This window comes from Paenibacillus oryziterrae (assembly GCF_042610485.1).
GTDB lineage: Bacteria > Bacillota > Bacilli > Paenibacillales > Paenibacillaceae > Paenibacillus_AQ.
Window position 1 is genome coordinate 349,234 of the sequence record NZ_JBGJZO010000002.1, and the last position, 13,780, is coordinate 363,013.

Consider the following 13,780-nt stretch of genomic DNA (forward strand, 5'->3'; position numbering starts at 1 on the left):
TCGCCCTTATGAGAAATCTTCTTCCTCATCTCCCGTCATATCTTCATTGACAACCGGAAGAATAATCTGCACTGTCGTTCCCGCTCCAAAATAACTGCCGATCCGGATGCCGAAATCTTTTCCATACCGCAGCTTGATCCGGTCCTCCACGTTCTTTAAGCCATAGCTGTCGGAAGAACCTGTATGGGACAACATGTTATTTAACGTCTCCGGTCTCATGCCAATCCCGTTATCAATGATCTTCAGCTCAATCCGGTTGCCTAAGCGCCTGCCCGTGATGCGGATCGTAATCGTCTCCCCGAACCAGGCATGCTTAAAAATATTTTCCACAAAAGGCTGCAGGATGAGCTTGATGATCGGAATGTGTAGAATCTCAGGGTCGATATCGAAATCAACCTTAAACGCGTCCGCATATTTCACCCGTTGTATCTCAAGATACGTCTCCACCTGCTCCAATTCTTTTTCAAGCGAGATATATACGTTCCCGCCATTGAGGGTCAGCCGGTAAAACCTCGACAGCCCCTTCACCATATCCGTAACCTTATCGACTTCACCCAGATTGGCAAGACTACTGATGGTTGAGAGCGTGTTGTATAAAAAATGCGGACTGACCTGGGCTTGCAGCACATCCAGCTCGGCCTGCTTCTTCTGAATGCCCTGAACGTATACGTTCTTGATCAGCTCCTGGATACTGATAGCCATCTGATTAAAAGAATCCGCAATATGCACGAACTCATCGTTCCCGCTAAATCCGATTCTCTTGTGAAAGTTCCCCTCTTGGAACGACTTCACCAGCGTCACAATCCGCTTCATTTTCTTGCCGGAAAGACGGGCGACCATGAAGCCGATACAGCCCATGACCAGGAAGCTGAAGAAACAGACGGTGCTGATGACCCTGCGCATCCGGCTGGCATCTTTATTGAGGTATGCGTGCGGCACTAAGGTTTCGATAATAAACTGGGTTCCGGGAATTTCTTCTTTTATACTTAAATACGATTCCTGTCCCGCATGTTCATCTGCAGTGCCCCGCTTATATAAACTTAAACCTGACGAGGTATCAATGAGACGCAGGCTGATCCCCTCTTCAATGGGAAAGCTGTCGAAATTGCCGAGCAGTTCATCGAGCCTCACAATCACACGGAAATATCCGATCACGGTAGAGTCACCGCTGGAAGAGACTAATTTACGGAAATGCGAGAGATTGTCCAAATGGGCATCGGTGTCCGCCTGCAGCCATAGATTGTCCTGATTGAGGGAGACCACGGATCGATACCATATGCTGTCTTTAATATTATCAGAGGATAGAACATAGTAATCGCGCCTGCGGATCGGTTCATCCATATCATCGCCGTGGACCTCATACATCTTCTCATTCACCGTGTACAGTACGAGCCGGACATTGTTGCCATAGAGCTGAGAAAGCCCTTTCATTTGTGGAATGATGTCATCCCTCATCTTCAGCATGACTTCCAGGGGCTCACCTTTGTTCTGAATCGCGGTCTGGAACGTAAGGCTCATGAACAGGGAATCTGACATCCGCTGCACTTCATCCATCTGATATTTGACATGGTTCTTCGTCTGCTCCATCACTGTACGGATATTGGTCTCCGCCATTTCGGTTCTGGAATCTACAAGCATCGTGTAGGATATATACCCAATAAGCACATCCGTCAGGAGTACAAGCACCAGATACGGAATCATCATCTTGTAGGTAAATGGAATATAGATTTTGCCGGGTTTGAAGGTTCTCATGGACTGCCACATCCTCTTTGGGCCCTGTCATATTAACTATGAGCACCATTTTACAATAAGCCTCTGGATTTTCATATACAGTAGAATCAACCTTTTCACCTCAAAAAAAGAGCATCTCCTGCACCACAGCTGTGGTCAGGTACGCTCTTTCGTTCAAATAAAGTATGGTGGACGATATTCTCCGGCCAGTGGCTTCGTCTACTTATATATCCTTCTGCTTACACCGATCCTTGCAAAAATAGCGGTTTGTGAATGTACGCGGTCTGCAGTAAGTACGATTCTGCCTGCCGCCAGACTCTGCAAATATTCAAAATCGGGGTGCAGCGCATCATCCGTAAGATAAGCCGAAGTCGTACTGCCGGGCACTCTTTCTACGTTAAGGGAAGTAATAATTCCCTCTGCCGATTCAATGCCAATCCCATGTCCGAAGTAGCGGTCATCCCCCAGCAGAACGGCATTCTCCCCCTGCCACTCCGGTTTATCCGGATCATGATCCGGACTTTTGAAATACACCAAATCCCCGGGCAGCATCTCCGATTTATGATGGGTTCGTATAAGCTTCATATTGCTGTGGAGATGCCAATTCCATAAGTACAGGTCATTAAAGTTCCGGTTAAACGCGTCATCACCGATCATGTCAAGCGTTGCCTTATACAGAACAACAACCACAGCCGTTGCACACTCAAAGCCATATAAATACCCGTTGCGAAAAATATCCCTGATTCCGTCCGAAGGCAATACATTATCCTTCAGTTGAAATCCCCCATTATCCGTACGCATCCAATACACTTCATTCCCCCGCGACTCCTCAAACGTGGCAAACTTGGCTCCGCTGGCATCTAAAGCCTGGGCATTCTCAACCATTGCCTTTCTCATTCGCCGCTCGAATTCAATAGCTTCAGGAGACTGATAATAAAACGACACCGCACTCCCCCCTTTCGCAATCATACGCTTGCTATAGGTTAATGTACGTGTCTCGTGTCCGAATGGTGACCAAATGCAATAGGGTAATGGTGACCACAGGGTAAAAAACATATTAAAAAGGCCCCGTTACGGGGCCCTTTGTAATCTGGCGATTGGATTTACTCGAACTGCTTAGGAAATTGCTTGACGATTCCTTTAGTAAGGGTGTCTGCCAGCAGAATAATATGCTCTTTCCCTTTATCAAAGGCAATAATTCCAGCAGCATAATCCTGCTTAATGCTTGCTGTGGCCGCATCTGTAACCAATTGTAAGTGCTTATACAGCATCTCTTGAAGTTCTTTCTTGTTCCAGTTCGGATTAGCACTGCTCAGGAACTGAGCAATGTCATCTGCGTTCTTGTACCATTCTTTATTAAGTTTTGCAAGCTCTGCCTGTTGTCCTTTTTTCGCGGCATCCACGATCTTACCGGCGATCAGAATGTGATCCCGTAGCAGTTCGGCTAGCTTGTTCCCTGCTTCCTCTCCATAATAAGGCTTGACCGCATCTCCAATATCCTGCTGATTCTTTAAAAGCCTCGCCAGCACCTGTGCCTGATCAGGTGAATCGGCCACTGCACTTGTGATGTAGTTTGTGGTCCATATGATATGGTCAATCCAGAGATTTCTCATGTTAGCCTGGAGCTGTACCATGGATGGGCTCAAACATTCTTGTTTCTTAGCCTGCACCTGTTCCGCGTTAGCAATTGCCGCCTGTTCCGGAATCAAGGTCACCGCGATGAGCATAGACAGCATAACCCACTTCAAAAGCTTGCTTTTCAACAAAACCTTCCCCTTTATCATGGTTTGAACATCCATTTTATTATGGACATTCCCTCTCATTTCATTCATAAAAAAAAGCCATCCTTCACAGGACGGCTTCTGTTCATATCAGATCTCAGGCTTCCGGCTCATATTTGCTTAGAACTCCTTCATAAACCAACTGCAGGCGGTCACTCCGGCGAAAATCATCCGGTGTAACGAGCGCAGGCAGCTTATTCCACAGCTTGATCCCGGACCGCTCCAGAATCTCCGCTACGAATTGCGAACAAAAGTAAGAGTTGCTGAATTCTACAGGTTCATGGAGTGCAACTCCAATCACACCTAGAATATTATAGAGATATTTGCTGTTCTTCCGGATAAAAAGCTGCAGCACCCGCTTCATCTTCTCGACTTCGCGTTCAGATACCTGAAGCTCGTAGATGACGCATGTCGTGTTCGGATACTTGCTGAACGTCCCTGTCTTGATATCCTCTTTCACGAATCCGCCGTTCAGAGGATTACTCGGGTGCTTTCTCCCGAAGCTGTACAGTTCCGAAAGTTCCCGGTTAAAGGAGATTGAAGCATGATTGTATGGCGCTTTCGTATAGCCTTGGATCAGCTTCGTAAACAGCGTTCCTGTATTCGTAAGCAAGATAAAGACCGATGGATCATCTGCCATTTACAAAATTTCCCCTTATCAAGTGTGAAGGTTTCCTTCATACTATACTTACTTCTATTTTAACATAAGATTCTATTCCTGGAATCCTACCCTCGGATAAGTTGGTGATCGGCAATGAACAGCTCACTAGTCACGTTAATCCTTATCTTCACTGCTCTTTTGGCTATCCACTTCATCTATATGGCGGCGAGCAGGCTCCAGCCTCTTAAAGATTACACGGGCATCCGGCCACGCATCAAGACCTGGTGGGGCATGTTCTTCATCTTTTGCCTGGCCACCCTGTTTAATCCGGTCGTCTCCCTGTTGTCCCTAATGCTGCTCACGTTCTTTGCACTGCAAGAGTATTTCTCCATGATCCGTTCGAAAAAAGCTGACCGCAGGCTATTCTTATGGGCCTATCTGTCGATCCCTTTTCAGTTCTACTGGATTTATATTGAGTGGTATGGGATGTTTATCGTCTTTATTCCGATTTATGTATTTCTCTTCCTCCCGATTCCGCGTCTGATTAACAAAGGAACGGTCGGTTTTATGCGCAGCGTCAGCCAGGCCCAGTGGGGACTAATGCTGATGGTATTCGGTCTCAGTCACCTGGCCTATTTCCAGTTCGCCACGCCGAAATATGGCGGAGGATTGGTGCTTTTTCTGGTGGCGTTTACGCAGCTTAATGATGTTGCCCACTATTTGGCTTCACTTTATTTCGGCAAACGAAAAATCGTTCCAACATCCAATCCGTATCTAACCTGGGAAGGCTTTGCTTTCGCATTTGTGGTTACAACGGGTGTGTCTTACCTGATCTACCCGTACCTGACGCCGCTGACCCCGGCCTTCGGACTCTTCTCCGGTATGCTAATAAGTCTTAGCGGATTCTCCGGCAGTCTGACAGTTTCCGTACTTAAGCGGGATCTACTTATTGGTGACGGTGACAAGTTTGAAGCTTTGAAAGAGAGCTACTTGAGCCGTATCGACAGCCTGACCTACACCTCTCCGGTCTTCTTCCATGTGATCCGTTATTTCTTTGATTTCATGTAGCCCTCCGCCGGAACGGGATAACCCGTTATCCCATGTTGCTGCCGTCTAAAAAATATGCAGGAACCATGCCTTGGAATAGGCTCCGTTAAAGGATTTATCCGTACCATCAATAATTACATCATAAACTTTCGTCAGTTCTTTATAATAATGGGCGCTCCAAAAGATATAATTCGCAAGCACAATAACAGTGGCGCCTATAGCCCCGTAGATATGGAAATTGGTGAACATGTACACAGCAATCCATAATACCATCGAGCTCATTAGCAGCAGGACCTGATAAAGGATGGTTTCCGCACTGTTCAGGATTTTTCTGTAGCTGCTGAAAGGTTTGACTTTTTTCTCCGGTCCCGGGCGAAAGACAAGCACTGAACCCACATTTTTCTCCATCGTTTTATAGAAAATATGATGTACAATTTCTTTGGTAATTTCGTCCTCTTTCAAGTTATACAGCTGAGTGATCGTGCGGCAAGTGATCCAGTATACTTCCTTGTAAATCCGATACCTCACCACAACCTTGGCAAGCATGATGCCCAAGATAAACAGCGCCATAAAACCGGCTCCCTTAGCCTGAGGGTTCACCTTCATATTGATGATCGCAGGGATCACAAAGCTGATGATGGCGATATAAAAGGCTATGGTCTGGTCCCTTTTTTTCTGCTGAAGCCCTAATTCACTGACGCACAACTCATAGGTATTCTCCAGACGAAAATTTTTGGTGGTGTTGTACTTGCTTGCATCAATACCATAATCTCGATACCTGAACATCGTGTTATTCCTCCCCTGAATATGTTAATGAGTATATGGAATGGCCGGGATTTCTTCTGAGACAACTTGCTTCAGGTACTCATAGTTCTCTTTCGTATTCGTACAGAGCAGCGGTATAGGACGGTTATACACGGGCTTGTCATATTCTATTGTCCCGACATAGCCGCCGGACTCCTGGATGATAACCGAAGCAGCTGCGAAATCCCACGAAAAAACACGGATCTCAAAGTACATATCCACACGTCCGCATGCCAAATACACAAGCTCCAGCGCAGCTGACCCCATTCGCCGAATATCGTCACACTTGTCATACACTTTTTCAATTATATTCAAGCATGGTTTGGCAAAATCCTTGTTATATAGACTCATTGCTGTACAAAGAATGGAATGTTCCAAGTCGCGTCCGGAAACCTTGATCTGCTCTCCGTTTAGATAGGCTCCTGTACCTTTCTCTGCGTAGAACATTTCATCCCGGTAAGGATTATAAACCACCCCGAGTACCGGTTCATTATCCTTCAAAAGGCCGACCGAAATGGCACTAAGTCCAATATCACGGATAAAGTTGGCCGTTCCGTCTAGAGGATCCACGATCCACAAATAAGGATGTTCATAGTCGCTGGCCTCACTTTCTTCTCCTATAAAACCGCAGTTGTCCAACAGGGGCATCAATCGGCTCTTCAGAAACGCCTGCAAGGATAAGTCGACCGACGTGACATTATTGGATACGTTCCCTTTGCTATGTATTGTGAAATCCTTATTCTTCATCAAAAGACTAGCCTCACGCACGATTTCAATCACGTTCTTAATCACAGCCACACCCGCCTTTTATCCATATAATCTTCACAACTTTTGCCAGGACAGATTCCAAGTATACCCTTTATTTTTAATTTTTTCATCGTAAAAAAATTCACCCAATGTGGAGGAAACACAGAAAATCGTGTATAAGCATTACCTTTATTGACATCAGTATATCCGCCTTCAAATGTTGCTGTTTCAGCTTCATAGGTCTGTGCCGCCGCGGATACTACATTTACCCAAGGCATTTGAATTGCCCATAAGGACAGACCTAGGATGGGCTTGAGTATTCTCTAGGGAACACCTGGTGAGTTGTCACTGAAAGAACTTACCTTATGTGGATTTTCTATTTTCGAACCCATTATTATCTTAGTAAGATTCAAAAGCAGCTCCACTTCAATTGGCAATTCCTCATGATTAAGAGCCTATTTGAATCAAACAGGAGGTGTTGTCCGATGAAATCACCAAGCATAGCATTTCGTATATTGCTGATTTGTTTAATCTGCTCTTTACCTATCTCACTTGTCACAAACGCTAGCAAGGCAGATGTTAGCCAGGACAATAATTATTCAATCGGTGACATGGTGTATTTGGGAACTTACCTGGGTTCGCCATTAAAATGGGAAGTCATTGGTCAGGACCCGGAAGGAAACCCGTTATTATTGGCCGACAAGATCCTGGAATACCTGCCATATGACCGCAATGGGAACGGAAAGTGGGCCAGCAGCACACTGCGTACCTGGTTGAACGACTCCTTCTACAACACGGCTTTCAGCGATGCGGAGAAAAGCTTGATCTTAAATACCACATCCAACGAAAATACCATTGACCAACTCTTCCTTATTTCAAACGATGAGTGGGACGCCTATCTTCTAGGGAAAGGCAAAGAAGAGATAGCAAAGGAACAGCTGAAGCATTTGCAAGAATTTGGCTATGCTAATTACGACTTCTGGGTATCTGATCCATGGGATGAACTCCATTATGTAACAGGCAGGGGCGGAAAAGAGGTAACCTCTTCTTCCGGAATTTGTCCGGCCCTGTATCTGGATCGCTCAAAACTTTCCGCATCGTCACAGGGAAACTTATCTATGGCAGCTATAGACGGTGATGGATATGGACGCGTGGACTTTGAGCGGATACAACAGGATCCTCGGTGGCTGGAGACAGAAGTCATCAATGAACTTGAACCCATTAACTCTTCAGGAATCGATTATCCTATCAGCGATTACTCTCATCACTTAAATAACTACAAAGGCCAACCTCTTTTCGTCCAAGGCGATTATGAGAATGAGATCTATCTCATGAAATGGAATGGAAATATACCCCGCACCAAATTGTGGTTCAATTTCAACACCCTTTATCCAAAACAAGAGTTAAGTGAGGCGGAAAAACGCGAAATTCAATTCCCGGAGTCTCAATTTTACGAGAACCAGCTCTATTATGTGAACGGTCAGTATGTACTCTGCAAAACTTTTTTATACTATGACAAAAACACAACGAGGTATAAACCCTTCTTCCCGGGGAAAGAGTTGAAACGTTTCGTCACCATAAATAGTCAAGGTGAGTTCTCAACCCACGAGTTCCATCTAACCCTCCCCCCCAGTAAAGATCATTATTATGTAATCATGAATCTAACTTATCAAAACGGAAAATACGAAATGAAGGTTGGACAGGTTGGACATGTTATGAGCGGCCAACCCGCAAGCATTCCTGTCCATGTATATCTCTACACCTCTTCCGATCTGGTAAACTGGACCAAGACAAAAGATATACCCGGCCGGCCTGAAAGTTATAACAGCTATACCTCCGATAATCAATTAAGAAAGAAGTATCCGAAAGTCATATCATCCTTAGAATCACTTCTGAAATCGAATATCCCGGTCGATTATAAAACCACAACCCAGAAGAGCGATGGATCTCTGGATTTTAGCGGAAAGGGAAGCTCATTTATTACCTATACAGACTTGAAAGAAATATCAAATCATAACGCTACCTATTTAGCGTTGAAATGCGGAATTCAAAGATACTTTTTTGAGTACTATATCGATGTTCTCGTCAAATTAAAACCTGATGGTACCCTGCAGATTCTCGCCCCAAATGATCTCAAAATAACAGCCGGCCAGATTTACAAAGTAATTGCCATGAGAGAACAATTAGAGAAGTCGACCAAAAGTACTTTTGAACAACTCACCAAACATTATGCAGGGACAACTGCACTTAGTAAGACAGCGCTTCAGAGCGCCAAGAAATCGATTACTGCCGCCAGTGATCAAGTTTATTCATTGGAGAGAGAACTAGATGGAATGAAAATATTCTCTCTGGATCAACCGGATTCCCGCTGGTACTACAAACAAACTTATCCCCAATTCTTACTGCATGAGGACGGCGATCTGTTTGTTAGCGGAACACGAAAGGTATGGGTCGATCCTCAGCCTTCTTTTACTTTGAATATGAGTGACAGCATGTGGAAAAACAATGTGAATCAAGCCAAAAACCTGGGTGCTATTCAAACTACACGATATATGACAATTCAAGAAGAACCCTACTTTATGGTTTATAACTCTGCTTCCGGGTTACAGGAATTGAAGTTGCCTGACCGTATTCAATATTTGTCGTCTTTCTATATCCACGATGGAATTATTTATGGAACCGGAGTAATCAAAAACAAAAAAACAAGTATTAGCGGTGAATCTGCTTTATTTGCTATCTTTCAATAATATAGATGGTCACAGTTCCCTAACCGGGTTCTGTGGCCATCTTAGTTTTTTCTTATGAAAATCATCTTTCTCTTCTTTACCCTGAAATATATTGGAGTATAATAGTTTACAATACTTGAGGCGGAGGGAAAGTAAGCGACTATGCTCAAAGCAAGAATATTCGATTTTATGCTATTTTTCACTTCCATTGCGGTCGCCTTGAGTTCAGAACGCATAATGATCCCTGGCGATACTTTTCTCATAGCTGTACTAGTGTACTGGGTGTTCTCCAGTTTTTATTATCACTTGCGTATTGTGAGTAAAAACGGAAACTCTACGATTGAATATGGAATTAACTATGACGCCTCGTTTGGTATTTTTTCGGGTCCATCCGGCGTGTTTATCTTCGTAGTGATCTATCGGCTCACGGTCTATTTATACAAAAAAAGTACAAAGACGGCTGATCCCGAGGAATTTCTGGACACCTTCTATAATATTGGCTCCTTTGCCCTTACCGGCTCGAGTGCCTATTACTTATATCATTTATTATATCCGCTGTTCTCAGGCGTACCCTTCGGTTTCTGGATGCTGATGATGCTCATAACGGTAATTTCTACAGTCCTATCGTCTTCCTTCCTGGTCACTACCTGTATCATCGGAGGAGATATTACTACGCGGCAAGAAGCTAAGAGCCTGTTCCTCCGGAACCGGACCTTGCTGGATTTAGGTAAAATAGCGATTTCGAATGGCCTGCTGCTGCTGTTCCTTCAAGAGGGGGAGTGGGATAGGCTGATATGTGTGTTCCTGCTGAATTACATCGTCAGCCGCTCGTTCTATTCCAAATCCCAAAGCATTCAGAATAAGTTCGAGCGGGATCAATTCGAGCAAATGGCCTACCAGGATTTCTTAACCGGCTCTTTCAACCGTTCTTATATGGATAAAACCATGAAAGAGCTCGATCAGAGTGAAGAGTGGATCGGGGTCGTCGTTGCCGATATCGACAAATTCAAAAAAATCAACGATACCTATAATCATGCCGTGGGAGACCGGGTCATTCAACATTTCGCCGATACGATAACCTCAGGTATAACTGCAGACGATATCCTGTGCAGGAGCGGCGGCGAGGAATTCACGATTTTCCTAAGAAATAAAAGCTTTGATCAAACGGTCCGCCTGGTCGAAGATATCCTTCATAAGGTTGAACACGGTTCGGTCAAAGCTGAATATAAGGAGAAACGTATAGATATTTGCTATACCGCATCTTTCGGTCTCTATTACTACAAGATTAACCCGAATCTATCGATCGAAAAAGCTTACATTTATGCGGATCAACTGCTCCTAGAGTCGAAAGCACTCGGAAGAAATCGGGTATCACTGAAGCACGACACTCGCGGAATCGTGGGATGAACGGGCGTTGCCTACACCTGAAACCACTGATTTAACAGCTGGCGCAGCCTCCTGCGCCACTCCAGATCTTCCTCCTGGATAAAAGCCGGTAGCCCAGGGTTGTCAATGCTCTGTGTATGTATGCTACCGCTTCTTTCACTGATCTGCGGTCCAGGCAATCTTCCTCTGGGCCTTATGAGATTGTGTGTTATATTCTTTACGTTGCCCTCTTAGGGATTCTCACCATCACTGTCGTACCCTGGCCGATTTCACTGTCGATCGTGATCCCGTAGGCTTCGCCGAAATAAATGCGGATTCTCTCCTGGGCGTTAAACAGCCCGTACGATTTGGATTGGCTGTTTAATACCGTATCCATAGTTTCGCGGGTCATTCCCGGACCGTTATCTTCAATGCCAAATACAATCGTGTCTTCCTCAAAGTGAGCCCGCAGGCTAATCTTGCCGCGTCCTTCCCGTTTGTTGTCGATCCCGTGCTCAATCGCGTTCTCCACAATAGGCTGCATAATCAGCTTGATCATATGAAAGCCCAGAACATCCGGGTCCACCTCGTACACTACATCAAAGCTGTGATCATGCATAATCAGCTGCAGGTCAATATAAGATTTCGTATTCTCTAGTTCATCATGTACACTGATTACATCCTGTCCCCTGTTCAGGGTAGTCCGGTAAAATTTGGAGAGGGTCGTGGTAATTTTACTGATGTCATACGCTTTAATGCTTATAGCCTTCCAGTTGATCAGCGACAGGGAATTATAGAGAAAATGCGGGTTGATCTGAGCTTGCAGCGCTTTAAGCTCCGCGTCCTTCTGCACGACCTTGCTGCGGTAGACTTCATTAAACAGCTCATTCAGGCTTTGCAGCATATCCTTGAAGCGCGATGCCAGCTCACCGATCTCGTCATTCGAATCCACAATAATGTCGACATGCAGATCCCCGCGGGTCACTCTCTTCATCGTGCGGTTCAAACGGTAGATCCTTCTTACAAAAGCGTTCGACAACAACCAGACCGTTGGGACCAGAATCAGCAGGCAAATCCCGACCGTGAGTATGGTGGCGCGGAGAATCGTCTTGGCGTCGACGCCGATAGAGTCTTTGGGCATATAAAAGACAAGCTTCCAGCCTGTCGCGCCAAGCTCTTGGGAAATCACGATGAAATCATTGGCCCTGCCTTCGGCCGCTTGAGCCGATTCAAAAGGCGGCAGCCCGTTTTGATAGGCAAAAACAGGCTCTTCCGCTTCATTCTCCACAAGGACGCCGTAATCACCAGAGACCACATTGGTCAGACCCGCAAAAATATCCTTGCTGTCAAATCTTAAATAAATCAGGTTGTCATATTGCGTTCCCGAACCGCCCACCATTCTCCGCACGGCGGACAAGGCCGGACCATCCTTGATCCAATGTGTCTGCCCGCTTACCATCGCCGCTTCAAACCACGGCTCCCCGGATACGTAGCCAATCGGCATAATTGTATTTTTCCGTTCCGTGATGTTGTTCCCTGTATAAACTGTCAGTTGCCTGATTTCTTCGTTCAGAAACATAATCGTATTGAACAGCGGCTCCACGATAGTGTTCAGATCATTGTACATATAATAGTAATTATCGGAGTAATCGTTGTTGAAGACGGACACCACACTGGAGTTATATGTAATCGAATCCAGCGCGGCGTTGAGCTTACCGAACTTATAATCCAGATTAGAGGTGATTTCCGACACATTGTCGGTTAATGTCAGCCGTGCCTGCTGAACGAGCAGATTCCTGGATTGATCATAGGAATACCAGCCAAGCACACTTAGAGGAATAATGATGACAAACAAATAAGAGACAAACAGCTTATGCTTAATCCTTAAACCCCTGATGATCCGGCCAATGCGCTCCAGCTTAACCCCTCCTGTCTTAAAGCCTCTCTTCCTTATAAATTAGCATTGAGGTCGTCAAATAACAATCTGCAAGAAGAAACTGCCCGCCCACGTGAACCCCTCCGCCAACAACAAGTGGGTGTCCCAAGCCATTTCCGGCTTCTGGAACACCCTCTTAAACTTGCTTTTCGCTTACTCCTTGACGGCACCGAGCACGATCCCGCTGACGAAATACCGCTGCAGAAACGGATAGATGAGCATAATCGGTATCATCGAGACCATGACCTTGGCCGCATTGAGCAGTTGGCTGGACATATTGGACAAACGCTTGATCTCTTCCGGATCAGTGGTGTTCATAATCGAATTCACGCTGATAATCAATTGCTGGATATAGGTTTGCAGCGGCCAATTCTCCTTGTGGTTCATCAGAATCATCCCGTCAAAAAATGCATTCCAGTGACCGACAACCGAAAACAGGGTGACCGTTGCGAGTGAGGGAAGGGAAATGGGGATATAAATCGTCACCAACGTTCTCCATGCCCCCGCCCCATCCATCCCGGCAGCCTCCTCCAGCTCCTTCGGAACACCCTTGAAGAAATTCATCAGCAGAATCACATTAAATATTGGAACGGCGGTAGGCAGCACAAGTGCCCAGATGGTATCGAGCAATCCATACATGTTGATCGTCATATACCACGGGATCAGCCCGCCGTTGAACAGCATGCAGAAGATAACAAACCACATATAGATATTTCTACCCGGAAAATGTTTATTCGATTTGGATAACGGATAAGCCATCAGCACCGTAACCAGCAGGTTGATGATCCCTCCAAGCAGCACTCTTTTCACAGATACACCAAAGGAGATAAAAAAGCTCCTGTCCCTGATTACCGATTCATAGGCTGAAAGATTGAAATCAACCGGCCAGAAAAAGACCTGCCCCGACATGGCTGCCACTTTGCCGCTGAACGAAATGGCCAAGGTATTCAGTACGGGTGCCAAGGACAGAAAAGCAATCAGGGTTAGAATACAATAAATCACAATATCAACAGTCCGGCTGGTTCCTCGGATCACAACAAAT

General features: G+C 45.4%; 12 protein-coding genes. 3 read left to right on the forward strand and 9 right to left on the reverse strand.

The window, feature by feature from the left end; translation table 11 throughout:
* Window positions 1-6: 6 nt before the first annotated feature.
* From ACAN55_RS03960 to ACAN55_RS03975, 4 genes are all read right to left on the reverse strand, one after another.
* Window positions 7-1,752 carry a sensor histidine kinase gene (locus tag ACAN55_RS03960; RefSeq protein ID WP_379128382.1) on the reverse strand — a complete coding sequence of 582 codons (1,746 nt, stop codon included), beginning with the start codon at window positions 1,750-1,752 and terminating at the stop codon, window positions 7-9.
* 198 nt (window positions 1,753-1,950) lie between these two features.
* On the reverse strand, window positions 1,951-2,676 hold the full coding sequence (locus ACAN55_RS03965; protein WP_379128385.1) for a protein-glutamine gamma-glutamyltransferase: 726 nt from the start codon (window positions 2,674-2,676) through the stop codon (window positions 1,951-1,953).
* Between the two features lie 158 nt (window positions 2,677-2,834).
* On the reverse strand, window positions 2,835-3,467 hold the full coding sequence (locus tag ACAN55_RS03970; protein ID WP_379128388.1) for a glycosyltransferase: 633 nt from the start codon (window positions 3,465-3,467) through the stop codon (window positions 2,835-2,837).
* Between the two features lie 142 nt (window positions 3,468-3,609).
* Window positions 3,610-4,152, reverse strand: a complete 543-nt coding sequence (locus tag ACAN55_RS03975; RefSeq protein WP_379128390.1) for a hypothetical protein — start codon at window positions 4,150-4,152, stop codon at window positions 3,610-3,612.
* Window positions 4,153-4,266: 114 nt separating this feature from the next.
* Between ACAN55_RS03975 and ACAN55_RS03980 the strand changes: the two genes are divergently transcribed.
* Complete coding sequence (locus ACAN55_RS03980) at window positions 4,267-5,181, forward strand: phosphatidate cytidylyltransferase (RefSeq protein ID WP_379128393.1); 915 nt, start codon at window positions 4,267-4,269, stop codon at window positions 5,179-5,181.
* A gap of 45 nt (window positions 5,182-5,226) precedes the next feature.
* On the opposite strand, the gene ACAN55_RS03985 is transcribed toward ACAN55_RS03980, so the two are convergent.
* From ACAN55_RS03985 to ACAN55_RS03995, 3 genes are read right to left on the reverse strand one after another with little or no spacing between them, the layout of a single operon-like run.
* Entirely contained in the window at window positions 5,227-5,946 is a 720-nt protein-coding gene (locus tag ACAN55_RS03985) for a hypothetical protein (protein ID WP_379128396.1), read from the reverse strand.
* Window positions 5,947-5,970: 24 nt separating this feature from the next.
* Window positions 5,971-6,756: an inositol monophosphatase family protein gene (locus ACAN55_RS03990; protein ID WP_379128399.1), complete on the reverse strand. Its 786-nt coding sequence runs from the start codon at window positions 6,754-6,756 to the stop codon at window positions 5,971-5,973.
* Window positions 6,753-6,989, reverse strand: a complete 237-nt coding sequence (locus ACAN55_RS03995; protein ID WP_379128401.1) for a hypothetical protein — start codon at window positions 6,987-6,989, stop codon at window positions 6,753-6,755. Before ACAN55_RS03995 ends, ACAN55_RS03990 begins: the two co-directional genes overlap by 4 nt.
* A gap of 207 nt (window positions 6,990-7,196) precedes the next feature.
* Here ACAN55_RS03995 and ACAN55_RS04000 point away from each other — a divergent pair, with 207 nt between their 5' ends.
* Together ACAN55_RS04000 and ACAN55_RS04005 are read left to right on the forward strand one after the other, a co-directional pair.
* On the forward strand, window positions 7,197-9,458 hold the full coding sequence (locus tag ACAN55_RS04000; RefSeq protein ID WP_379128404.1) for a DUF6273 domain-containing protein: 2,262 nt from the start codon (window positions 7,197-7,199) through the stop codon (window positions 9,456-9,458).
* A 294-nt stretch (window positions 9,459-9,752) separates the two neighbouring features.
* Window positions 9,753-10,844, forward strand: coding sequence for a GGDEF domain-containing protein (locus ACAN55_RS04005; RefSeq protein ID WP_379128407.1), 1,092 nt, complete (start codon window positions 9,753-9,755; stop codon window positions 10,842-10,844).
* A gap of 196 nt (window positions 10,845-11,040) precedes the next feature.
* Here the strand turns inward: ACAN55_RS04005 and ACAN55_RS04010 are convergent, their stop codons facing one another.
* The gene (locus ACAN55_RS04010; protein ID WP_379128411.1) at window positions 11,041-12,657 is read right to left on the reverse strand and encodes a sensor histidine kinase; all 1,617 of its coding nucleotides are present in this window, start codon (window positions 12,655-12,657) and stop codon (window positions 11,041-11,043) included.
* Window positions 12,658-12,891: 234 nt separating this feature from the next.
* Complete coding sequence (locus ACAN55_RS04015) at window positions 12,892-13,773, reverse strand: carbohydrate ABC transporter permease (protein WP_379128414.1); 882 nt, start codon at window positions 13,771-13,773, stop codon at window positions 12,892-12,894.
* Window positions 13,774-13,780 lie beyond the last annotated feature (7 nt).